This window comes from Agarivorans sp. Toyoura001, from assembly GCF_005405585.1.
Classification (GTDB): Bacteria; Pseudomonadota; Gammaproteobacteria; order Enterobacterales; family Celerinatantimonadaceae; genus Agarivorans.
The window spans coordinates 35,950-59,238 of record NZ_BJEQ01000021.1 but is presented as its reverse complement, the minus strand read 5'-3'; the positions used below and the strand labels follow the sequence as shown (position 1 = coordinate 59,238).

At 44.1% G+C, this 23,289-nt stretch carries 17 protein-coding genes, 4 tRNA genes and 1 pseudogene; 6 read left to right on the top strand and 16 right to left on the bottom strand.

Annotation, left to right across the window (positions count from 1 at the left end; genetic code table 11):
* The first annotated feature begins 137 nt into the window (after positions 1-137).
* Both FFR00_RS18945 and FFR00_RS18940 read left to right on the top strand, forming a co-directional pair.
* Positions 138-1,670: an AMP-binding protein gene (locus FFR00_RS18945; RefSeq protein ID WP_137674985.1), complete on the top strand. Its 1,533-nt coding sequence runs from the start codon at positions 138-140 to the stop codon at positions 1,668-1,670.
* Positions 1,667-2,419 (top strand): hypothetical protein, encoded by a 753-nt coding sequence (locus FFR00_RS18940; RefSeq protein WP_137674984.1) that lies wholly within the window; start codon positions 1,667-1,669, stop codon positions 2,417-2,419. The genes FFR00_RS18945 and FFR00_RS18940 overlap by 4 nt, the downstream gene beginning before the upstream one ends.
* Positions 2,420-2,749: 330 nt before the next feature.
* On the opposite strand, the gene FFR00_RS18935 is transcribed toward FFR00_RS18940, so the two are convergent.
* The 8 genes from FFR00_RS18935 to gltX form a co-directional block, all read right to left on the bottom strand.
* A complete protein-coding gene (locus FFR00_RS18935; protein ID WP_137674983.1) occupies positions 2,750-3,745 on the bottom strand; it encodes a GGGtGRT protein in 996 nt (331 codons plus the stop codon).
* A gap of 11 nt (positions 3,746-3,756) precedes the next feature.
* Positions 3,757-4,449: an iron-sulfur cluster assembly scaffold protein gene (locus tag FFR00_RS18930; RefSeq protein WP_137674982.1), complete on the bottom strand. Its 693-nt coding sequence runs from the start codon at positions 4,447-4,449 to the stop codon at positions 3,757-3,759.
* A 146-nt stretch (positions 4,450-4,595) separates the two neighbouring features.
* Positions 4,596-4,994 (bottom strand): hypothetical protein, encoded by a 399-nt coding sequence (locus FFR00_RS18925; protein WP_137674981.1) that lies wholly within the window; start codon positions 4,992-4,994, stop codon positions 4,596-4,598.
* Positions 4,995-5,125: 131 nt separating this feature from the next.
* Positions 5,126-5,201, bottom strand: a tRNA-Ala gene (locus FFR00_RS18920).
* Positions 5,202-5,224: 23 nt separating this feature from the next.
* Positions 5,225-5,300 (bottom strand) — tRNA-Ala (locus FFR00_RS18915).
* A 144-nt stretch (positions 5,301-5,444) separates the two neighbouring features.
* Positions 5,445-7,142 (bottom strand): fused response regulator/phosphatase, encoded by a 1,698-nt coding sequence (locus FFR00_RS18910; protein ID WP_137674980.1) that lies wholly within the window; start codon positions 7,140-7,142, stop codon positions 5,445-5,447.
* Positions 7,142-7,453: an STAS domain-containing protein gene (locus FFR00_RS18905; protein ID WP_137674979.1), complete on the bottom strand. Its 312-nt coding sequence runs from the start codon at positions 7,451-7,453 to the stop codon at positions 7,142-7,144. Before FFR00_RS18905 ends, FFR00_RS18910 begins: the two co-directional genes overlap by 1 nt.
* 622 nt (positions 7,454-8,075) lie before the next feature.
* Positions 8,076-9,563 (bottom strand): glutamate--tRNA ligase, encoded by a 1,488-nt coding sequence (gltX, locus tag FFR00_RS18900; protein WP_137674978.1) that lies wholly within the window; start codon positions 9,561-9,563, stop codon positions 8,076-8,078.
* 230 nt (positions 9,564-9,793) lie between these two features.
* Here gltX and FFR00_RS18895 point away from each other — a divergent pair.
* From FFR00_RS18895 to FFR00_RS21675, 3 genes and pseudogenes are all read left to right on the top strand, one after another.
* Positions 9,794-9,869 (top strand) — tRNA-Val (locus tag FFR00_RS18895).
* Positions 9,870-9,919: 50 nt separating this feature from the next.
* Positions 9,920-9,995, top strand: a tRNA-Val gene (locus FFR00_RS18890).
* 206 nt (positions 9,996-10,201) lie between these two features.
* Positions 10,202-10,284, top strand: a pseudogene (locus FFR00_RS21675).
* 142 nt (positions 10,285-10,426) lie between these two features.
* On the opposite strand, the gene FFR00_RS18885 reads toward FFR00_RS21675, so the two are convergent.
* From FFR00_RS18885 to smc, 8 genes are all read right to left on the bottom strand, one after another.
* Positions 10,427-11,362 (bottom strand): homocysteine S-methyltransferase family protein, encoded by a 936-nt coding sequence (locus FFR00_RS18885; RefSeq protein ID WP_137674977.1) that lies wholly within the window; start codon positions 11,360-11,362, stop codon positions 10,427-10,429.
* 65 nt (positions 11,363-11,427) lie between these two features.
* Positions 11,428-12,273 carry a helix-turn-helix domain-containing protein gene (locus FFR00_RS18880; RefSeq protein ID WP_137674976.1) on the bottom strand — a complete coding sequence of 282 codons (846 nt, stop codon included), beginning with the start codon at positions 12,271-12,273 and terminating at the stop codon, positions 11,428-11,430.
* 126 nt (positions 12,274-12,399) lie between these two features.
* Positions 12,400-13,215: a GNAT family N-acetyltransferase gene (locus FFR00_RS18875; RefSeq protein ID WP_137674975.1), complete on the bottom strand. Its 816-nt coding sequence runs from the start codon at positions 13,213-13,215 to the stop codon at positions 12,400-12,402.
* Between the two features lie 150 nt (positions 13,216-13,365).
* A complete protein-coding gene (locus FFR00_RS18870; protein WP_137674974.1) occupies positions 13,366-14,676 on the bottom strand; it encodes a hypothetical protein in 1,311 nt (436 codons plus the stop codon).
* Positions 14,677-14,922: 246 nt separating this feature from the next.
* Entirely contained in the window at positions 14,923-15,762 is an 840-nt protein-coding gene (focA, locus tag FFR00_RS18865; protein ID WP_137674973.1) for a formate transporter FocA, read from the bottom strand.
* A 176-nt stretch (positions 15,763-15,938) separates the two neighbouring features.
* Positions 15,939-17,948: an NAD-dependent DNA ligase LigA gene (gene ligA / locus FFR00_RS18860; RefSeq protein ID WP_137674972.1), complete on the bottom strand. Its 2,010-nt coding sequence runs from the start codon at positions 17,946-17,948 to the stop codon at positions 15,939-15,941.
* A gap of 69 nt (positions 17,949-18,017) precedes the next feature.
* Entirely contained in the window at positions 18,018-18,980 is a 963-nt protein-coding gene (gene zipA / locus FFR00_RS18855; protein WP_137674971.1) for a cell division protein ZipA, read from the bottom strand.
* Positions 18,981-19,000: 20 nt separating this feature from the next.
* Positions 19,001-22,426, bottom strand: a complete 3,426-nt coding sequence (smc, locus tag FFR00_RS18850; RefSeq protein WP_137674970.1) for a chromosome segregation protein SMC — start codon at positions 22,424-22,426, stop codon at positions 19,001-19,003.
* Positions 22,427-22,529: 103 nt separating this feature from the next.
* On the opposite strand from smc, the gene cysZ reads away from it, so the two are divergent.
* On the top strand, positions 22,530-23,288 hold the full coding sequence (gene cysZ / locus FFR00_RS18845) for a sulfate transporter CysZ (protein ID WP_137674969.1): 759 nt from the start codon (positions 22,530-22,532) through the stop codon (positions 23,286-23,288).
* Position 23,289 lies beyond the last annotated feature (1 nt).

The window sequence follows — 23,289 nt, the reverse complement described above, 5'->3', positions numbered from 1 at the left end:
CTATAAACAACCCACTAAAAACAAACTAACAAACTAGTTTGCAACTCCGTTAATAATAAATTAATCATTAAACATCCTTTTATTATCAACATAAGATCTATATAAGGGTATCTGAAACTACTTTCCCAAGGTGACATATGAACATTTTTTTAAGATTGTTAGAGAAAAGAGCTAAGTCAGTAAATGATATTGTATTAATCGATTCAAAATCAGGAAAAGAAATATCAGCTGAAGAGCTACTAGATTCAGCCTACAACATGGCTGAGAAGCTATACTCATTAGGCATTACAAGGAACGACTACATAGTCTTATCACTGCCTCCTTCACTTGAGTATTACAGTGTTTTATACGGTTGTTTCGCGTTAGGTGCAATTCCTAGCTTGGTAGACGTAAAGCAAAAAAAGGAAAACCTTGTAACCTGTATAGATGAACTAAAACCTTCATTATGGATTAGCACCAAAGATATCCCCGATTTTTCAACAATTACACCTGAAAATTTATTGCAACAATCATCAGTAAAGATCCCCAAGATTGAAATATCAAGTAACACTACTTGCATGTTGCTTTACACCACTGGAACCACGGGGGTGCCTAAAGGGGTTCCATGGACTGTTGGGCAGCTTGAATCCCAGGCTATTGAACTGAATGCGTTTCATAAACAAATTAATACTGAATTTGTTATTTTTCCATATTTGGCTCTTGCGTGTATATACAACAATCGGACAGCCATAATCCCGCACACACGCACTACTCAGCCCAATCTTATGCCTATAGAGAGCATTCTCTCTCAAATGAAAACACATGGCTGTGATTACATATTTGCTTCACCTGCTTTTTGGGCCAGAGTCATCAGTCACTTGAATAGAACTCAAGAAAAACTTGAGTTCATCAAAATCATTTCAACTGCCGGCGCATCCCTTAACCTAATTATGCTGCAAAAGCTTGATGACCTTTTACCTAACGGCGAAATTTATATTCCCTACGCCAGCACTGAAGCGTTGCTGCCAATAACTCAAATCCAATTTACGGATTTTAAAGAATTATCTAGAAACAGGACAATCATTAACGCTGGTGTTCCATTAGGTAAATCATGTAACGGCATAAACATTCAAGTAATTGGAAGAGATGACGAGTCAGCGCTCCCAAAACCATTACCAGCTAACACTGTAGGTGAACTGGTTGTTTCTGGATCTCGCATAACTAATGAGTACTTTCGTCGTTCCGATATAACACTCAAATCAAAAACCAAACTTAATGGCAGTGATTTCGTTTGGCATAAAATGGGAGACTTAGGATACATAGATGAAAATGGTATGGCTTGGTTTATGACAAGGAAGAAGTATGCTGTCAATACACCAAACAAAATATTTTATCCCGACGCTTTAGAGCAATGTTTAAATATACATGGGAATCTCATTTCCAGTGCAGTTATATACATGGAAGATACTGACTTAGTTTGTGTCGTTATACCTGAAACTGAGCGTGAACACACAAATGAATTATCACTTAAAGAAAAGCTAAAAGAAGTTGGCTATATGAAAAGCCAAGTGTATTTTTATCCATCATTGTTACCAAGCGACAACCGCCATAACAGCAAAATCAACAGAAATATACTGAAACAGTGGATTAGTTCCAAGAGTAATGTGTTCACCTGCGAGGATACACTATGAAACCGTTAAACTTTCCTGCTCAAATTGATTACTATTTGGATGCCGTATCTTGTAGAAACTCACTAATAGAGTCACTTAAGCCAATAATAGAACCATATAAAAACGGTAGTATATTAGACTGCTCAGTAGGAACAGGGTTTGGAGTTATTGAGCTAATAAATTCTGGCTATAATATTATTTGTTCTGATGCATGCGGAAATATGCTAAACAGGTTTACAAAGAACTCCCAGAGCATGAACGTAACTAGTTCACCTCTTAAAATAAAGTGGCAGGAGTTAGGCTGTAAATTACCTGAGTTGTTTGACTTAGTTCTATGCCGTGGGAACTCAATTATATACTCTGACATGTGGGATAACACAAAAGCTGATGACGATATTAATGAAATCATAACCTCCTTAGAAGGTATATATAGTTCAATTAAAGATGGTGGTTGCTTATATGTCGATATACCTTCTGATAAGTTCTTCAACTTTGAAGCTCCTATGGTTCTCAACCATAATGAAAAGCAAGTCAATTGCCTTCCTGTATGTGTTGATGAAAAAATAACTCACAACAAGGAAACCAATAAGAGAAAGTGGGAAGTGGAAATGACTATTGCTGGTGATAAATATAGTTTCACTAAATACTCTCACCTGATATTAGAACAGGATTTCAAAAATATTCTAATAGATATAGGGTTTAAAAAAATCGAAAAAATTGAAGGCTGTAAATTCAGAGAACACTATTGTGAGTTTATTGCCCATAAATAATCTTTTTATACAACGGTAGAAAAAACTTGTTGCTTCATTATCTTAGAAATCAGTTGGTGTAAATTTCCTTCTAACTACAATCGTGATGACCAAAACAACAAAGAGATCATCACAGTTTTTCAACAATTAGTCGAAAAGGAGCCCTATTGCCTATAATTCTGATTAGCAGTTGTTCTGGCTAGATTTTGTCCAAAAACTTGTTAGCAGCTACTAGGGGCATCAAGCGCTAAGTACACTTTCATTATTAAGCTTTTCGTGTAATTCAAGCGTACTTAAAACAACAAAAGCCGCTATATAGCGGCTTTTGAGTTAGGGAGCTATTACTGAACCTTATTGAGCTTGCTCAATCGCTACACTCACCGCAACACTCGCGCCCACCATGGGGTTATTGCCCATGCCAACCAGGCCCATCATTTCTACGTGGGCTGGCACTGAGGACGAACCGGCAAATTGTGCATCGCAATGCATTCTGCCCATGGTGTCGGTTAAGCCGTAAGAGGCTGGGCCAGCACCTACGTTGTCGGGGTGCATAGTGCGGCCGGTGCCGCCGCCAGAGGCTACCGAGAAATATTCTTTGCCCAATAACAAGCGCTCCTTTTTGTAGGTGCCCGCAACGGGATGCTGAAAACGCGCTGCATTGGTAGAGTTACCAGTAATAGATATATCCACGCCTTCGTGATGCATTACTGCCACACCTTCAACCACGTCGTCAGTGCCATAGCAGCGGATAGTGGCTCGGTGGCCTTTACCAAACACTTTTTCTCGGGTGATATTGAGCTCGCCGGTTTGATAATCAAACTGAGTTTGCACATAGGTAAAACCGTTCATACGGGCAATCATGTAGGCTGCGTCTTTCCCTAAGCCATTTAGAATCAGGCGCAGCGGTTTGCTTCTTACTTGGTTGGCGTATTCCGAAATTTTAATTGCGCCTTCGGCTGCTGCGTAAGATTCATGCCCGGCTAAAAAACAAAAACAATCAGACTGAGTGGACAGTAGCCGCGAGGCCAATTGCCCATGCCCTAAGCCCACTTTCCGTTGGTCGGCCACTGAACCCGGTACACAAAAACCCTGCAGGCCTTCGCCAATCGACAATGCGGCTTGCTCGGCAGTTTTATCTTGTTTCTTAATCGCAATCGCTGCACCTAATACATAGGCCCAGGCCGCGTTCTCAAAGGCAATAGGTTGGGTTTCTAATACAATGGCGTGTGGATCAAAGCCGCGAGCCTGACACAGTGCGTGAGCGGCTTCTAAAGATTCGATTTGGTACTGGGCTAATACTTGATTGATCCGCTCGATACGGCGCTCAATGCCTTCAAATTCGACCATTATTTTGCTCCCTATACTTTTCTTGGATCAACAAATTGAACACCATCTTCAAACCGACCGTAATGGGTTTTACTGTCGTCTAAGGCTTTGTTTGCATCGGTTCCGTCGGCAATGGCACTCATCATTTTGCCCATTTGCACGATTTCGTAACCGATAATTTCATTGTCTTCGTCTAGGGCCATGCGGGTTACGTAGCCTTCGGCTAGCTCTAGGTAACGCGCGCCTTTGGCTTTTGTGCCGTAAGCAGTGCCCACTTGCGAGCGTAAACCTTTGCCTAAATCGTCTAGGCCAGCGCCCACCGGTAAACCACCTTCGGAGAAGGCGGTTTGGCTGCGACCATAAGCCAAGTTTTCAAATACTGCGCGCATGGCAACATTTATGGCATCACAAATTAAATCGGTATTGAGTGCTTCTAGTATGGTTTTGCCAGTGAGTATTTCCGAAGCCATAGCAGCGGAGTGTGTCATGCCTGAACAGCCCACCGTTTCAATCAAGCATTCTTCAATGATGCCGTTTTTAACATTGATGGATACTTTGGTGGCGCCTTGGTGCGGCGCGCAAGTACCCACACCATTAGATAACCCCGAAATGTCGGTGACTTCAATCGCATTCACCCACTTCCCTTCCATAGGTATCGGCGAGTTACGGTGATCTGGCCCGCGGGCAATTGGACACATAGATTCGATGGTATTTGTAAAAGACATACTTTCAGCTCCTCAATACACTTTTCTTATCAAGAGGATAGACGATAAGCTCAGCGATAACACCGCAAGCTATCAACTAATCGAATAATTGGTAAACTAAATATACACCCTTATTGGTTGAAGCCAATAGAGCCTAAACACTCCACCTAATAAGGCAAGCGCGAGCAGTTTTTATCACTTTGAATACTTTGGTAAAGCAGCGAGCCGTCGCCCGAGTTAATACTTAGCTTAACCCTTACCCCTCGGTACAAAGCGTCTTGGTCATACTTGCAAATATCATTATTAAGTTGGGCAGCAAGCTGTTGCACTTGTTGATTTGAGGCGGTATTGGGCAAAGTAAGCTGATAGTGAACTACATCGCCTTGCGCACTGGCATGGCTGGCAAGCGCTTTGTCTTCAAAGCTTGGCGATTGGAGGTTATAACTGGCGGCTAGAGCCTGAGCGGCATGATCGCGGGTAGGCAGTGGCTCTGCCTGTACTGAACTAACAATACTAAGCAAGCCGAGTAAACACAGTGTTTTGGACCTAAGGTTTGCTAACAACATAAGGACTGCTCTGTGGAGTAAACAACAAAAACAGTTTAGTGTTTTGTGGGGGATAATCACAGCAAAGGGGAATGAATAGATGCCTCACAGGTGTGAGCAAACCATTACATAGGAATAACAAAAAGGAAATTTGGTGGAGCTACGCGGGATCGAACCGCGGACCTCTTGCATGCCATGCAAGCGCTCTCCCAGCTGAGCTATAGCCCCGATATACGGTATGGGATGTGAATTGGTGGAGCTACGCGGGATCGAACCGCGGACCTCTTGCATGCCATGCAAGCGCTCTCCCAGCTGAGCTATAGCCCCAAAATCACACTGCTTTCAACACAATAAGCCTTGAAAGCGAGCAGAATTCTAAGCAGCCAGCGGAATAGTGTCAACCGTTTTTCCTAAGAAACGCGCCACTTGCTCAATTAGCCAACAATTAGCGGAGGATTACTCAAATTTGGCTTAATGTTGGCAGCGATAAATAACGCTCACCTTTGTCCCTTTATCCAAAACATCTAAGCTTTCGCAAAGGGACTCCACCAATTTTAGCCCTCGCCCAGAATATTGCTGTGCAGGATCGTTTGTGGTGGTTTTGCTTAAATCGAAGCCTTTGCCACTGTCGCTGACTTCAATGGTAAATTGGCGACTAGCTTGGCCATCAAAATCAATTGTAATGTTAACCCAGCCTTCACTTAACTGTTTAGCTCTGCGCTTACGCTGGCGGTAATACTCTTCAAAACCTTCAGCCGAGGTTTTAATCGAAGACTCAAGCCCAAGCACGCCGTGTTCAAAAGCATTATTAAATAACTCACTCACAATGGTGAATAATATATTTCGGTCGGTTTGATGAACCGAGAGTTCTTGCAGCGTGGTCATTAACAAAGGGATTGGCGTAAACTGCTGTAGGCTGTTTACGTCTAAACAAAGTTGCCAGCGCCACTTCCCTCTAGGCTGATTTGAACCAGCAAAAGTACTGGCGGCTTCGGCATTAGGCCGATTAAGCAAATCAGGGATTTCCACCATACTGATGTCGTCTAACTGCTCTGCCCCATTACAAAAACGTTCCAATTGCTGTTGAATACAAGCGATAAAAGAAGGTTGCCCGCTACGGCTATTAAAGGCGGCTTCTAAGCGCTGCTCGCCAAACATTTCTCCCTCTACGTTCACCGCTTCTGTTACGCCATCGCTAAGCAATACGATGTGGTCGTTAGGCAACCATGGGATGGTTTTTAGATTGAGCTCTACTGTAGTTTGAATGCCAAGAGGCAGTGACTCAGAGAGCAAACGTTCACGCATTGCTTGCTGCTGAGTATTGTAGATAAGTAGTTCTGGCATGCCGCCATTCCAAACGGTAAGCGACTTTTGTTGTAACGATGCCTCAACAAATGTACCCGCCATAAACATTCCGGTAGGTAACAAGCGATGCAGCCGTTTGTTTATTTGCCGCAGAATTGCGTCTGCAGTGTACCCCTTTCGCGTCATACCCCTGAAGATATCCGCCACTGGCATGGCACCAATAGCCGCACGCAATCCGTGGCCGGTAAAATCGCCTAACAACAAATGAATATCGCCGTTCGGTCGATATTCGGCCAGCACAACATCCCCCGAAAAAGTAGATGCACTATTTAAAGACACCAGTAACTCGCGATCTGCGCAGTAAGAATTAGCCACTGCGCTACTAAATACTCGCTCGGCCAGCTCTTCTTCTTCTTGCAGTTGATTATGTAATCGGCTTATTTCGTTGTAGATAGCTTTGGTGCGCTCAAAACCCAGAGCTTTGGCTTTTAGCACTGCTTGGTGGACAGGCTTAAATAAAATATCGTCGCCACCGCTGGCTATGCACTTAACCAATGCGTCTACTTCATTCTGGGCGGTAACAAATAATACCGGGACAAACTTACTGCCACAAAGCTTTTTAATTTCGGTAGTGGCTTGATAACCGTCCATCACCGGCATCAATATATCCATAAAAACAATATCGACTGGCTGCTGCTTAAATACCTCAACCGCTTCTTCACCGTTTTCAGCATGTACTACTTGGTAGCCTATATCGCCCAATATTTTGCCTAACAACAGGCGATTAATACGTGTATCGTCCACCACTAAGGCGGTACCTTTAACGGCTTTATTTAGAAAACTAAACGTAAGATCTTCGTGCACTAGTTTTCTATTTTGAGTAATTTGTCGAAGTTGGCTATTTCTAATATTTTTAGAATAGCAGGCGAAGGCTTACGTATGGTTAAGGCCAAGGCTTGGCTCTTTTCGGCGTGCTCTTTTAGTAACAGCATCATGCCAAGCGCTGAGCTATCCATATAATCAGCGGCACTTAAATCAAGGATAAGCTGCACTCCTTCAACTGATATATTTTCATAACAAGCGCGAAAATCTCGGTGCAGTGAATAATCAAAGCGCCCAGTGATACAAATAATTAACTGACCCAAATCTTGATTTAATTGACTACTGATAGACATCAGATCTCCTTATAGCGAATAATGAGCAGCAAGGAATCACCCTTACATGCCTCATATTTAGCACTGCGTTCAAGCCCTATACAAGCATTCCTTGCTTGCAACACTGGTGATTATTGAATGGGTTTATTGTTTCCAATTAATCAATAAAAACAACACTCCATTAGTGACAATCACCCTAGCAACAATAGCAGTTGATGTGATTAACAAATACCCCTATTTACATAAAAGTCACTTAAAAAGTTGATTTACGTTAAGCCATAATAGCCAACGAAATATCAGCAGAAAACAGCATGTTGAACGATTGTGTCAATTTAGTTAACAAACTAATAAAAAATCACAAAATAAATGAGATCTACCGAGGATTTTCACACTTAACTGTTTGTTCAAAAAACAAACTGTGAAGCGTTTCATGGTTTTGAGGTGGAAGCTTGTAGCATGATGACGCTACTACTGATGCATATTTAAGGAACCCGATGAGTATTAAGCTTCAATTGCAGTTCTTGCTGGCGCTAGGTTTACTGGTTGCGGCCTGTGGCAGCATGTTATTGGTATAACAATTCACTTTAGAAAATACAAAAAAAGCCAACTCTAAGAGTTGGCTTTTTACATTAAACGAAAAGGCTTACCAGCTAGCTTTATAGGCGCGGTAAGCTTTATCTAACGATTTAGCTTGTTTCTTACTCACACCAATATGGCTTAGCGCAAAACGTAATCGCGCTCGGCTCATATCTGATCCTAGAATAGCCATTGCATCTACCACAGAGGTAGAGCTGGTTTTGCCGGTAATCGCTACAAAAATAGGCTCTAGGAAGTCACGGATTTTCACATCTAAGTGAGTAGACAATTGTTTAGCAACAGCAAACACCGTGTCTTTGTCCCACTGGCGCTGCTCTTCTAGCTGCCAAATAAACATTTGTAACAAGCTACGAACTTGCTCTTCTTCTAGTTTACCGCCAGTAAGTAGCTCTGGTGCATATTCAGGCATGCCTGAGATAAAATGCCCAGCTAATGGTGCTAGATCACTAAACACATCTAAACGTGCTTTAGCTTGAGGAATAATGTTCATCAAAGTTTCTTGATTGTAAGCCCACTCAACTAAGCGTTGGGCTAGTTGCTCATCACTTAGTTCTTCGCGGATCCACAAACCGTTTAACCATTTAAGTTTTTCAACATCAAATACAGGGCCACCTAATGACACACGCTTCATGTCGAAGTGCTCAATCATTTCTGCCAAGGTGAATTTTTCACGCTCGTCTGGCATAGACCAGCCCATGCGGCCTAAGTAGTTAAGCATTGCTTCAGGTAAAAAGCCCATTTTGCGGTAGTAGTTCACGCTAGTTGGGTTTTTACGCTTACTTAACTTGCTCTTATCAGGGTTACGTAACAATGGCATGTGGCCCAATACTGGCGCTTCCCAACCTAAATCTAAGTATAATTTAAGCAGTTTAGGCGCCGAGTTTAGCCATTCTTCACCACGGAACACGTGAGTAATGCCCATTAAATGATCATCTACCACGTTAGCTAAAAAGTAGGTTGGCAAACCATCGGCTTTAAGTAGCACTTGCATGTCTACTTGTTCCCATGGGATCTCTACGTTGCCACGCAGGTAATCGTTAAAACTAAAGCTGCCCGATTCTGGGATTTTCATGCGAACTACATAAGGCTTACCTTCTGCCAGGTTCGCAGCAATGTCTTCGGCGCTTAGCGTTAAACCACGGCCATCGTATTTAGGCTGTAAACCTTCGGCCATTTGCTGCTTGCGCATTTCGTCTAATTCTTCAGAAGTGGCAAAGCAGTAAAATGCCTTACCTTCATCAATCAGCTGTTGAGCATATTTTTTATAAATATCGCTACGCTCGCTTTGACGGTATGGGCCCGCATTGCCGCCACAGTCTGGACCTTCATCCCAGCTTAGCCCTAACCAGCTTAGGCTGTCGTAAATAGCTTGCTCAGATTCACGCGAGCTGCGCGCTTGGTCGGTATCTTCAATACGTAGAATAAATTCGCCGCCATGTTGCTTAGCGAAACAGTAATTAAATAGTGCGATGTAGGCGGTACCTACATGAGGGTCACCTGTTGGCGAAGGTGCTACGCGAGTACGAACTGTCATGTTTATTCTCTAGTTAAGTAAATTGACCGAGTTGAATGGCGCGGATTTTACCACACCCGCTAAAATTCGCTAGACAGCAGCCATAATCATATCGCGCTTTATTTGCTAATAATTGCCTCATCAAAGCTGCCAATTTGGGCATTTTGACGAGAATTTGCGCAAGCAGTCAGTTTCCTTTAAATTTGCGTTGACACCTCCGCAGACCACCCTATAATACGCCCCCACAAGACGGTCGCTTAGCTCAGTTGGGAGAGCATCGCCCTTACAAGGCGAGGGTCACTGGTTCAAGCCCAGTAGCGACCACCATATTTAAAGTAAATGGTTCTATTGAACGGTTTACTAGTAACACAAAATTCGGTCGCTTAGCTCAGTTGGGAGAGCATCGCCCTTACAAGGCGAGGGTCACTGGTTCAAGCCCAGTAGCGACCACCATATTAAAAGGCCTGCATAATTGCAGGCCTTTTTGCTTTCTACCAAACAGCAAACTCAGACTGGCTTAGCCACAAAGAGCGGGAGAACACCGCCCTCCTCTTTGCTAGGCGAGGGTCACTGGTTCAAGCCCAGTAGCGACCACCATATTAAAAAGGCCTGCATAATTGCAGGCCTTTTTGCTTTCTACCAAACTGTAAACTCAGACTGGCTTAGCCATAAAGAGCGGGAGAGCACCGCCCTCCTCTTTGCTAGGCGAGGGTCACTGGTTCAAGCCCAGTAGCGACCACCATATTAAAAGGCCTGCATAATTGCAGGTCTTTTTGCTTTCTACCAAACAGCAAACTCAGACTGGCTTAGCCATAAAGAGCGGGAGAGCACCGCCCTGCTCTTTGCTAGGCGAGAGTTTAGTTAACGTATCACTACAACCAACGCTATAAAATCAATTTGGCTTTAGCCAATATACTTTTCATATGTCGCATATCTGAACCACAACAAGAGCCCAACACATTAAAGTGATTGTACTTAGCTCGTAATGCAGCCAACTGCGATGCAAGCTCTTCTGGGTTGCCTTCATCTAACGCACAAGCCTGCTCTAACTCCTCATGACTGCATCGAGAACTGTTAGCAACAACTCCACGTATCCGCTTCACCCATGATTTACCATCGAATATATGTGAAAAGTGTTCAGGATGAGCGCAGTTGATTAAGTAGTAAGCCGGGCCATTGTTAGTTTCTGCATCTACTAGTGCAATGGCTTCAGACAAGGGCATACCAGTAGGTAAACAGCCGTCAGTTTCCAGAGTAAAGGCAATTGCAACGGGCAGAGAAAATTGCTGAGCCGCCTTAACAATGCCGGCCGCTTCTTCGGCATAGCAAATAGTAAAGGCGCTGATAAAGTCCACGTCGGTGGCTGCATAAGTTTTAATTTGTTCTAGGTGATACTCTCTAGCCTCTACTGTTGCCATCAAATACTTTGGTGAATAACTGTCATCCTGCGGGCCAATTTGCCCCGCGAGTACAATGTCCAGATCAACATTTGCAGCCCGTACCTCGGCCATCAGCGCAACGGCTTCTAGGTTAAAAGCCTGCAATTGTTGCTGGTTAAAGCCAAGTGCTTGACCACGATCTCGATTAGCCGCCCAGGTGACCGAATCCAAAATGAGTCCAACATTTTGCTCTCGAGCAAGCTCAACAAGCTGATAATAGTATTGTCGCAAAAGGTTTTTCGAATCAGGTTGACGAAGCAATGGGTAAGCCGCAAAACCAGGTAAATCAATCCCGTGTTTGTAGACTAAATCGGTTTCCATTCCGGTATAGCAGGCAAAAATTTTCTTACCCAGTTGCGGTAGTGTTCGGGCAGCCGCCATAAGCCGTTCCTATGAATGACCTAAGATGGCCAACTATGAATTGATTGCACTACAGCTTAGCTTGCTTAGCGCTTATTCGCTGCTACCCCTCCGTAAACATCAATGGTTAGGCCCCGTTGCTCTGCATAACGTTGCGGCGTTAAACCAATTTGCTTTTTAAGGTGACGAATCAAATGAGGCTGGTCGCTAAAGCCAAAACGATAGGCAATGTCTACCCAATCTAACTCAGCGACACCGCGCTGATACAAATACTCTAGCAGTGCTTCAAGTTTGTTCATACTCTGAACTTGCTTCAAGCTCAATCCCGTCACTCTAGCAAAGCTGCGCTCTAAGGTTCTTTGCGAACAGAATAAGCGCTCTCCTAAATCAGCTATATTGGACGAGTTTAATAACAACAAGGCTTTTTGGCTTAACTCACTGTGTTTATCCTGTTCAATGCCTACTAGCCAGGGCATCAGCAAGCTATCCAGTTGCTCCACGCAGCCTTGGCTATCTGTTTGAGCTAACTTTAGCAACATAGTTTCATCCATTTTCAGGCTAGCCTTTAAGTGAGAGAGACCTAAACAACTCACGGAGTTCAAACTCGGGTGGCTGTATTCAGGTATAACCAAGCTGTACAGCGCGCCAGCATGAAACTTAATGCCTAAATGTTGGAACGGTTTGGAATGATCTAAGGTAAATGTTTCGCTATGAGGGAAAATCCAATGGCTGCCCCGCCCTTCATAGACCACATCTTTAGATTGGTAACCATAGAACTGCTTAGAAGGAGACAACATTAAATGCGGGCAGGGATCTGGGTTTAGCTGTGGGAATGGCTCGCTGCCGGCGGCTTGGTCTTTTTCTATAAACCAATAACACTCGATAAAGCGAGCAATAGTTGAATTTTCAGCCTGTTGTAGCCATTGAATCATGCCAAGTCTCGCTTGTTTATAATTTATTGCTTATTCACTTTACGCTACACCAGCCGCGTATTTTACCGCTTTGTACTACTCGCTCATTAACACGATAGCTGTTTAGGGCTTATGGTGATGTCTCGATTAGCCAAACTCAAACTGAATTATACGCTGAGACGAACTTAAACCTGCTCGCTCAATGGCTTTTTGTGCAGCGATATTGTTCGCCTCTGTCGAGCAGATAGGCAATAAACCACGCTCTATAGCACTTCGTGTTAAGGTAGTTAGCACCCTTGCAGCTAAGCCTTGTCCTCGCTCACTTTTCGCTACAATCATGCCTAAGTCGGCGAACTCAGTTTGCCATTGGTCGAACAAGCGACACTCTCCGCTAGCCAACAGCTGCCCATCACGCCAATAGCCCCACAGCTCTTGTCGCTGAATCAAATTGCTATAGTAACTCTGTAGCCACTGTTCTGGCGCACCAATATTTTCGGCCGCGAATGCCACAAATGAGGCTAAATGATCATCACCCGCCTTGGTTAAACTTAAAAGCTGAGGGTGAGATACCGATTGATTAGTAGCATACTGGTACATAAAGGCGTTCACCGAAAAATTTGAGGAACAGTCTAAACACAAACTTAAATAAGCCGTTTCTGCAGTACTAACAAACGCACCTTTAAGCTCGCCGATTATCGCACTATTGCCTTGTGCGATAAGTGTAAACAACTCTCGAGCTCTCGCTTCATAACCTTTTAGCATGTAAAACTGCAGCACATAAGCGTCATCATTAATGCAGCAATACCCCACCAGTTGCTGGTTTTCATAAAAGCCAAAGTGTTGCGACATGCCAACAAAACCAACATGCCACATGCCATCTAACGCGCTATTGGCGCTAGCGAAGTATTGTTCTTTTAGCGCTGACAAAGTATTTATTTCATCGATTTTTTTTATTTCTAACATGGCGTTTATGCTCTAACTCGTCTGTGATTACCCGGCAATAATATTTGAGTTTACCTTGCGAGGATTGAACAAAAGCGACAGTTTTAGCCAAAAATCAGCACCAACAAAAAAGGCCTAGCAACTTGCTAGACCTATAGAGACAAAAATAATTTATGCTTCGATTTGTTTTCTAAAAAACTGAATCATCTCGTCGCGGGTTTTACGATGATTTAAATGAAATATATCCATAGGAAACAGTAATTCAATCACCCCAGTATCAAACATACGCTTCACTTCATACTCGTTATGCGCCACGTCTTGCTGGTACATGTAGTTAAGCCAAGTGCGGTTAGTGTGAATAATAAACTCGACTCGCATACCGCCTAAACGCGCAAAAAACTTCATCATTGGCGTTTTATTGCTAGACCCCACCGCCGAGCCTCGATACTCAGTTCTGTCGGTGAGGGTATCGGAGATATCTTCTAGCACCATCAGCGAATTAGCTTGAGAAGCACTACGGGTAAGGTGCTTTTGAAAAGTTTTAATATCGCTCACTGAATCAAGCACCGCCATTAAACCGAGCTCATCATCTACCGCAACAGCTGGGTTCTTTTGATTCTTGCGTAATAACTTAAGCACTTTGGCTTCTGGCGGTTTTTTACGGATAGAAACATAAACCGGCGTTTTACGCTCACCCACGGTAATACTGCGCCGTTTAAGCAAAGTGAGCTTTTCGAATCGGTTGCTTTGTACCAACTTAGCTTGCTGCGGGTTAAGTACGCTAACCTCTGAGCAGGCGTAATCTTCGGCCTGATGTTTTGAATGTAAATAAACCGGATCCAACTCGCCTATTTTCAGCTCGCTACTCCATACATAACCATTTAAAAATGCCAAGAATGCTGAAAATTTCTCTTCAATCTCAGTTTCTCTTTCACGTTGCTCAATACTGCCTGCAAGGGTCATTAATATGAGTTTGCGGCGCGCTTCAAAGCGGGCTTTTTTATGGTACTCGTCGTTGAACATGATCAACAACAACTCTACTGGGTTGTTGGTGACTTCAATTTCGTTGGTATTTTCAATGTGTGAAGCATAAGGCGAGAGAATTTTGCCTTTAATCGAATGGATAACCGCATCAGCTGTACGCGCGTATTCATCAATACGGTTTTCAATTTCGTTTAAGTTGCCATTAATGCCAAACATATTGCCTAACAAAAATAGGGCGCGCTCACTGCGTTGCTTACGCTGTTCTGTATCGGTGATTAAGGTTTGAATTTGCTGAAAACTATCAATGCCCAAAAACTCAAAGATTTGGCTGCGCAACGCTCGATACTTTGAAACGTTATTACTGTCTTGCTGCAAGCGTTTTACCCAAGTACGCACCGACACTGAAAACGGATGCACCGTGACAGCATCGCGATTCACCGCAAATGGGCCGTCTTGTTGTAATGAAGTAAAAACACTATTTGGGGAAAGTACAGACATAAGCAACCTAAAACGCTAACAACAGTAATATCTAGCAATGAATAATCAAAGCAAAATATACACCAAACCACCTTAACATTCAGGCTACTAGCGCTATCTGCTGGTTTAATTAGCGTTTATTTGACCAAACGGCCAATTAACTGATGCTTTACCTCACCATTAAAAGCCTCTTTGAATAGTTGCCCGGCATATTTGCTTACTAATGATGCACACCAGCACCGACATTTGGCATTGCAGAGCGACACCTTAAGGCCTACGCAAATAAATGAGCCAGTAACCTAAACCAACAAATACTCCGCCACCAATGATATTGCCAAGAGTCACAGGAATGAGGTTATTTACGATGAAGTTACTAAACGTGAGATCGGCAAAATCGGCGGCACTTAAACCCGTAACTTGCCAAAACCCTGGCCCAGCTATGGTTTTAATCCCTATCGCCATGGGCACCTGAAACATGTTGGCAATACAATGCTCAAAGCCAGCGGAAACAAACATCGCCACTGGCAGAATCATCACCATGACTTTATCGGTTAAACTGCGTGCACTAAAGGTCATCCATACAGCAATACACACCAATACATTGCACATAATGCCCAAGGCTACGGCCTGTGAAAAATCATGATGTAATTTGTGTTGAGCAATCCGCATGGTATTTATCCCCACCTCACCATCGGCAAAGGTGTATTGCTTGGTAAGTAACATCAATACCACCAAGATGAATGCGCCGGCCAAGTTGCCCAAATAAACCAAAGACCAATTAACACACAAGCTTTTCCAGGAGATTTTGCCGCTAGCTCTCGCCACTAAGGTAAGCACCGAGCTCGTAAACAACTCACCTCCGGTGATAATCACAAAAATTAAGCCCAAACTAAACGCCAAGCCGCCGATCAAGCGAGTAAAACCCCAGGGGAACTCTCCCGCGCCAGTGGTAACGGTGGTGTAAAACACAAAAGCGATACCAATATGCGCCCCTGCAGTTAATGCCAACATAAACGCTTTGAGTGGATCTTTAGTAGCTTTGCTCACCCCAACATCAGCAGCTTTTTCTGCCATTTGCGGTGGTAATAAGGAATCAAATTGGCTCATGTGAATGGCTTTATTTAAAGGAGGGATAACTAAGCGTAGTTGAATAGTTTGACTAGGCTGAACCTTGCATGAGCAGCAATAACCATTAAAAAAGGCCTTATTAACAATAATAAGGCCTTACATCATCAATACTTAAACAATAGCTTACAGGCGCCAGTCTCTTTAAAGGAGCTTTGTTACTTAGCCAGTAAGTCTACTAGCTGTTGTTCATCCCACACCTCAATGCCTAAGTCTTGTGCTTTAGCCAGCTTTGAACCCGCCGCTTCTCCGGCGATCACAATGTCTGTTTTCTTGGATACACTGCCAGTAACTTTAGCGCCTAAAGCCTGCAGCGCCTGTTTAGCTTCACTGCGCCCTAGTTGGCTAAGCGTACCGGTTAACACAATTACTTTGCCGTTCATCGCTAAGTCTTCGCTTGCCACTTCTTCAATCACCGGCCAGCTAAGTTGTTGGGCTAAGTCATTCACTAACAGTGCATTTTGCTCTTGCGTGAAAAAGAAACGCATATGCTTAGCCACAATTTCACCAACATCTGGCACATCTTGTAGTTGCTCCACACTTGCCGCCTCAATCGCTTCTAGCGTTTTAAAGTGTTGGGCTAGATTCGCGGCTGTTGCCTCACCTACTTCGCGAATCCCTAGCGAGTATATAAAGCGCGCTAAACTGGTTTGCTTAGCGGCTTCAATGCCTGCTAATAGCTTTTCTACCGATTTCTCACCCATACGCTCTAGTTGCATCAATACATCACGCTTTTGCTGCAAATGGAACAAGTCGAGTGGCGTTTCTAAGAGGTTTTCGTCTACCAGTTGCTCCACCAGCTTATCGCCAATACCGTCGATATCTAAGGCTTTACGCGCCACAAAATGCTTTAGCGCTTCTTTGCGTTGGGCACCACAACGTAAACCCGCCACACAGCGCGCTACCGCTTCGCCTTCGATTCGCTCGATCGCGCTGTCACATACTGGACAAGTTTGAGGAAAGGTAATTTCTTTGGCGTCTTCTGGGCGGCGATCCAATATCACCCCAGCAACTTGTGGAATCACATCACCAGCTCGGCGCACAATGACGCTATCGCCAATACGCACACCTAAGCGCTCAATCTCATCTGCATTGTGCAAGGTGGCGTTACTCACCGTTACACCGCCTACAAACACCGGCTCTAAACGCGCAACCGGAGTAATAGCACCGGTACGACCCACTTGAAACTCAACATCGCGCAGTAAGGTGATTTCTTCTTGGGCAGGATATTTATGCGAGGTTGCCCAGCGCGGCGCACGAGCTACAAAGCCTAGCTGCTGCTGCAACTTGATTGAGTCTACCTTGTACACCACCCCATCTATTTCATAAGCCAAGGCATTACGTTTGTCACCAATCGCTTGGAAATACTCAAAACATGCCGGGCTACCCACAACTGTTTTAATCTCTGGACATACTGGCAAGCCAAAAGACTTAATAGTTTGTAAGTTATTGTAGTGACTATCACTTAAGTCTTCACTCATTACGCCCAACGAGTAAGCATAAAACGCTAAGGGTCGAGTGGCAGTGATTTGTGAATCTAGCTGGCGCAAACTGCCCGCAGCCGCGTTACGTGGGTTAGCAAAGGCTTTTTCACCTTTGTCTTTTGCTAGCTGGTTAAGTTTTTCAAAACCCGCTTTAGGCATGAAAATTTCACCACGTACTTCTAGTCTTGCTGGCCAATCCCTGCCGCGTAAACGCAAGGGAATAGAACGAATTGTTTTCACATTTTCCGTTACATTTTCCCCCGTACTTCCGTCTCCGCGAGTGGCGGCTTGAACCATAACACCATCAACATAAAGTATGCTTACCGCTAAACCATCTAACTTTGGTTCCACGCAGTAGGTTATGTCGTCAGCAGTCACTAAACGCTCTTGTAGTCGCTTATTGAATGCTTTCAATTCTTCTTCACTGAACACATTATCTAGAGACAACATTGGCATTTCGTGCTGCACTTGGTCAAAAGCAGATAGCGGCGCGCCGCTCACTCGTTGAGTCGGTGAGTCACTGCGCAATAAAGCAGGATGCTGTTTTTCTAGGGCTTTTAGCTCACGAAATACACGGTCGTATTCCGCATCAGGAACCGAGGGTTCGTCGAGTACATAATATTGGTAATTGTAATGCTCAAGCTGAGCGATTAGCTGCTCAATCTGTTGTTCTGGCTTGTCCATAGGAGACCTTTAAATAAAAAAGCCTTCCCGAAGCTTAACTTGGAAAGGCTTTAAAATGGTGTCAATTTATTAGTTTACGAGCAACTGCTTACGCTCGTATTCGCGAACACGTTGCTCATAATGATTAACGGTTTGCTTGGTCAGCGGGTTACGTTGATCGTCCAACATAATCGCATCTAAATCTTTAGCGAGGGTCATCGCCGCGTTATACATCAAGGCAAAGTTTTTAGTCGGTTCGCCTTTACACGGTACCGTCATAAAAATACTCACGCCGCGTGTTTCAAGCTGGTCCATGGCATTAATATCGAAAGTACCTGGATTAACCATGTTGGCTAAGCTGAAAATAATCGGGCCAGTACCACTGTTATCTAGATGACGATGAAAAATATCCATATCACCGTGATGTAAGCCAATTTTTTCTAGGCTGGCCAGTAAGGGGCCACCTTTCAAAAAACGGCCACTTTGTGCCATCACATTTAAAATAAAAACATCGTCTGGGGCATTAGGATCTTTCACCGCTTTACTTTCTTCAAGCACCGGTTCAGCCACAGTATCTTTTGCCTCATCCATATCAAAAGCAAACTCAAGTTCAGGCTCTAATTCTGTTTGAGTGGCTTGTTTAGGTTTAGTGTGAGGCTCAGATTCTAATCCTGATAAGCCTTGATCATCAGCAATTTCTGGCGCTTCATCAACCGCTGAAAAATGAAACTCAGGCTCTTTTCGTTGCACTGGCTCTGCCACTTCAGGTTCACGCTTAGCATGGCTAGGCAGTGGCTGAGAAAGTGGTTCGGCTACATCGCTATCTAAGATGGCATCGTCAATTGGATCACCGATCACCCGCGCTTGACCTACACCTAAGTCATCAAAGCCTTGGTCATCACGGCCTTGTATAGATTCTTTAGTCCCTGATTTTTGCTTGGGACTAACCAGTTTTTCAGGTCGTTGTTTGCGACTGCTCCAAAAACCATGGGCGAGCAAAGCAATAATTAAAATGATACCAACAACGATAAGTACGATGCGCAATTCCTGCATTTAACTGTTCTCTAAAGCTATTATTCAACCATGGCTATCGCTTCTGCGATATCCACTGCTACCAAGCGTGATACACCTGGCTCCTGCATTGTTACCCCCGCAAGCTGCGAGGCCTTTTCCATCGTCACTTTATTGTGACTGATAAATATAAATTGTACCGTATCAGACATACTATGCACTAAATCCGCAAAACGTCCCACATTTACTTCGTCTAAGGGGGCATCTACTTCATCTAGCATACAAAATGGCGCAGGATTTAAGCGAAATATAGCAAAAACCAATGCCAATGCCGTGAGTGCTTTTTCCCCACCCGATAACAAACTAATGCTAGCATTCTTTTTACCAGGAGGCCGAGCCATTATGGTAACGCCTGTTTCAAGTAAGTCATCAGACGATAATTCCAACCATGCTTTGCCTCCGCCAAACACTTTGGGGAAAAGCTCTTGTAAATCAGCATCTACCTTAGCAAAAGTTTCGCTAAATTTTGAGCGTGTTTGGCGATCAATTTTAGCTATCGCTGCACGAAGGACCTCAATAGCGGCTTCTAAATCAGTTAACTGAGCAGTCAATTCTTGATAACGCGCATTTTGCTGATCAAACTCTTCTTCGGCTGCTAGATTCACTGCTCCCATGCGTTTAAGCCGGGCATCTACTTGGTCTAATTCAGCCGCGTAGTCTTCTTCTAAACTGGCCTCTGGTAACGACAGTTCTAAGTGCTTAAGGTTATCCCCTTGCTCTGCTAATTGCTCGAGCAATACGGTTCGCCGAGCTAACAAACTTTGCTGTTGAATTCGCTGCTCAGTACCTTGCTCTAGCAATTGCTTTAATCGGCCTTGCGCGTCTTTAAGCTGCTGTTGCATAGCTTGTTGCTGAGTAAGCGATTGCTGATGAATCTCGCTTGCTTCGGTTTGCTGTTCTTCAAGCAGTAAACTTTGCTCAAGCAACTGCTCAATTTGTTCGGCTAACAACTCAAGCTGTTCACTGTGCTCCTCCGGCTCCAAACTAAGCTGCAAAGCTAAATCCTGTAACTTTTGCTGCTGATAGCTTTGTTGCTGGAGTTGGGTTTGGCACTTTGCTTGCTGTTGACCAATAGCTAATTGCAATTGATGATTAGCTGATTGTTGCTGCTGAAAACTAGCGCGAAACTGTTTGACTAGCGAAGCTGCTTGCTCGGCTTGCTCTTGCCACATTTGTTGTTGATGTTGTTCATCTTGAGATGCTTCTAACTGGGTGTCTAACTGTTCTTCAAGTTGCAACTGTGACTCTTGGTCTTGCTCTAGGTTAATAGCCAAGTCTTCAATTTGTTGCTCTAGTTGCTCACGCTGTTGTTTAGCAAATGCTTGCTGTTGCTGTAACAACGCCAAGCGGCTGCGCCAGTCCGACACCTGGTTCTGCAGTTGTTGTAAATCACTACTGGCGCGCGTGTTTTGTTGGGTTATCTTGCTTTGCTCAGCTTCTAACTCAGTTTGCTGCTCTACAAGTTGCTGCTTAGCGACATTCAACTCAGTTAACTTCGCACTTAGCTCTGAACGTTCTTGCTGCAAGCTCAAGAGTGAATGTTGATAACTTGGTGGGCTAAGTTGCTGCCAGTAACGGCCTAACCACTCGCCGTTGGCGGTAATAAGAGATTGTTCAGCGCTTAAATGCTCACGTAAGTCAAAAGCCTCTTCTAGGGAATCCACCACCAGCACTTGCCCACATAAATAGCTCAAATCTACTTGCTCAAGCTGCTGCGCTAAACTCTGCAAATGCGTAAGCTCTGCGGCAAAGCTAACTTCGCCCCCATGAAGAGGTGGACATAATGCCAGCGGAAAGTTCGGTTCTAAGGTTTCGCACCACTCTGCTTGTAACCACTTAGCTAACACCACATCTGCCGCTAATTGCCAACCATCTTTAACCCTCAATACATCAATTAACGGATGTGTGGCACTCGTTTCTACTTGCGCTAACAACTTATCTACGCCTTGCAAACGCGTCTGTTCGGCAGTGTATTGTAAGGACAATTGCTGACGCTGTTGCTGGCTAGATTGCAGCTCTGACTGCTTGACTAATTTAGCCCGTTCCAACTCTTCTAACGTTTGTTCTAGAACTTGTAATTGCGGTTCTGCGGCGCTGAGTTTGCTACTCAGTTCTTCAACTACCGTGTCGTTGTTACTCGCTAAACCACTCAACTGTTGCTGCAACTGAGCAATTTGCTGTTGATGACGTTGCTGCATTTGTTGGCTATGACGAAGTTGAGCTTGAAGCTGTTCAATGGCGTGGCGTGCTTGTTGGCTCGCGGCCAAATTGCTGGCTTGCTGTTCGCGCTTGCTAGCGCTATTTTGCTCGGCATCTTCTAGTTGCGGCTCTAGCTCTAACAGTACTTGTTGTTGTAACGCTAACTGCTCTTGCTGCTCCAACAAGGCTTCTTGCTCAACCGCTAACTGTTCTGCTAAATCATCGAGGTTTTGCTTAATCTCGTGTTGCTGCTGAGTATTGCGAATACGGCTTTGCTCAGATTGGTTCTGCTGTTGCTGAGTATGTAATTGCTGCTGCTCAAGCTTGGCCAGCTCGGTTCTTAATTCGAAACTTTGCTGCTGTAAACGCTGCACGAGCTCTTGCTGCTCGGCAATATTATTAGCCAGTATTGTCAGCTGATTTTCAGCTTGAGTAATACTGTGTTCTTCAACTCGTTGCAGTTGCTCAGCTTGGGCATTAGTTTCACTGCTGCCATCAATACTGGCGTCAAGCTGTCTTAATTCTTGCAAGCACATCAGCGCTTTTAGCTCGCGATGTCGGGCGCGATACTGGCGATAGCGCTTAGCCGCCTGAGCTTGGGTTTTAAGTTTGTTTACCTGTTGCCCTAGTTCAGATTCAATATCTCTAAGCCGTAGAATATTTTCATCGGTATGTTTTATTCGTAGCTCGGTTTCGCGACGGCGCTCTTTGTATTTAGATACACCGGCGGCCTCTTCAATAAATACCCGCAGTTCTTGAGGTTTCGATTCGATTAAGCGGCTAATCATGCCCTGCTCAATAATCGCGTAACTACGAGGGCCTAAACCAGTACCCAAAAACAAGTCAGTAATATCACGTTTACGGCATTTAGCACCGTTTAATAAATAGATGTTTTGGCCATCTCGAGTGACTTCTCGACGAACCGCGATTTCACTGTAGCTGGCGTATTCACCGCCAATGCGGCCTTGCTGATTATCAAAAATCAACTCAACCATGGCTTTAGACACAGCCGCACGCTTAGTAGAACCATTAAAAATTACATCGGTCATCGCACCACCACGCAAATGGCGGGCATTGCTTTCTCCTAACACCCAACGAACGGCATCAATCACATTAGACTTGCCACAGCCATTTGGCCCAACAATGGCGGTCATATCGGTAGGGAAAGGAATGGTGGTTCGATCAACGAAAGACTTAAACCCGGCAAGGCGGATTTGCTTCAAGCGCATAAACTGGTTTGCTTTAATTTGTTGCTATTGTAAAGCAAGACTTTACCAGAGCTATCAACGCTTTGTAATATAGGCGTCCATAAACAAACGAGGGATCACAACAATGACGCAGAGTTCGCTAGCCTCTCGCAGCGGAATTTCATACATCGCACAAGGTTTTCAATTAATTACTCAACCCGGTTTGCGACTATTTGTAATGATTCCCCTGTTAGCTAACATCTTGTTATTTGGTGGCGCGTTTGTCTTTTTGTACCAACAGCTCGGTGGCTGGGTACAACAAATAATGGATTACCTACCAAGCTGGTTAGATTGGTTAAGTTGGTTAATTTGGCCAAGCGCCATAATTGCGATTTTAATGGTGTTTGGTTTTACCTTTAGCATTATTGGTAACTGGATAGCCGCGCCGTTTAACGGTTTACTGGCCGAAAAAGTAGAATTACACCTAAGCGGAAAAAAAGTTGACGATATGTCTTTCGTTGATTTAATCAAAGACTTACCGCGAATTTTCTCTCGTGAATTGCAAAAACTATGGTACTGGCTCCCTAAAGCACTTGGGCTGCTATTGTTGTTTTTAATCCCTGCGATTGGCCAAACCGTCGCACCTGTTTTGTGGTTTTTATTTACCGCCTGGATGATGAGTATCCAGTACATTGATTATCCTTTTGATAACCATCGCATTCCCTTCGACACAATGCGTGACCATCTAAAACAGGATCGAATTCGTAACAGTGGTTTTGGAGCGATCGTTTTATTTTGTAGTACCGTACCTTTATTAAATTTAATTATTATGCCGGTAGCCGTATGTGGTGCCACTGCGATTTGGGTTGATGTTTATCGCAAGCAGCTGGTTGAGGAAAAATAAC

Excerpts from the sequence above, each read along its gene's own strand:
- FFR00_RS18945 (WP_137674985.1), top strand. The coding sequence starts at position 138 with ATGAACATTTTTTTAAGATTGTTAGAGAAAAGAGCTAAGTCAGTAAAT.
- FFR00_RS18940 (WP_137674984.1), top strand. The coding sequence starts at position 1,667 with ATGAAACCGTTAAACTTTCCTGCTCAAATTGATTACTATTTGGATGCC.
- FFR00_RS18935 (WP_137674983.1), bottom strand. The coding sequence starts at position 3,745 with ATGGTCGAATTTGAAGGCATTGAGCGCCGTATCGAGCGGATCAATCAA.
- FFR00_RS18930 (WP_137674982.1), bottom strand. The coding sequence starts at position 4,449 with ATGTCTTTTACAAATACCATCGAATCTATGTGTCCAATTGCCCGCGGG.
- FFR00_RS18925 (WP_137674981.1), bottom strand. The coding sequence starts at position 4,994 with ATGTTGTTAGCAAACCTTAGGTCCAAAACACTGTGTTTACTCGGCTTG.
- FFR00_RS18905 (WP_137674979.1), bottom strand. The coding sequence starts at position 7,453 with ATGTCTATCAGTAGTCAATTAAATCAAGATTTGGGTCAGTTAATTATT.
- gltX (WP_137674978.1), bottom strand. The coding sequence starts at position 9,563 with ATGACAGTTCGTACTCGCGTAGCACCTTCGCCAACAGGTGACCCTCAT.
- FFR00_RS18885 (WP_137674977.1), bottom strand. The coding sequence starts at position 11,362 with ATGGCGGCTGCCCGAACACTACCGCAACTGGGTAAGAAAATTTTTGCC.
- FFR00_RS18880 (WP_137674976.1), bottom strand. The coding sequence starts at position 12,273 with ATGATTCAATGGCTACAACAGGCTGAAAATTCAACTATTGCTCGCTTT.
- FFR00_RS18875 (WP_137674975.1), bottom strand. The coding sequence starts at position 13,215 with ATGTTAGAAATAAAAAAAATCGATGAAATAAATACTTTGTCAGCGCTA.
- FFR00_RS18870 (WP_137674974.1), bottom strand. The coding sequence starts at position 14,676 with ATGTCTGTACTTTCCCCAAATAGTGTTTTTACTTCATTACAACAAGAC.
- focA (WP_137674973.1), bottom strand. The coding sequence starts at position 15,762 with ATGAGCCAATTTGATTCCTTATTACCACCGCAAATGGCAGAAAAAGCT.
- ligA (WP_137674972.1), bottom strand. The coding sequence starts at position 17,948 with ATGGACAAGCCAGAACAACAGATTGAGCAGCTAATCGCTCAGCTTGAG.
- zipA (WP_137674971.1), bottom strand. The coding sequence starts at position 18,980 with ATGCAGGAATTGCGCATCGTACTTATCGTTGTTGGTATCATTTTAATT.
- smc (WP_137674970.1), bottom strand. The coding sequence starts at position 22,426 with ATGCGCTTGAAGCAAATCCGCCTTGCCGGGTTTAAGTCTTTCGTTGAT.
- cysZ (WP_137674969.1), top strand. The coding sequence starts at position 22,530 with ATGACGCAGAGTTCGCTAGCCTCTCGCAGCGGAATTTCATACATCGCA.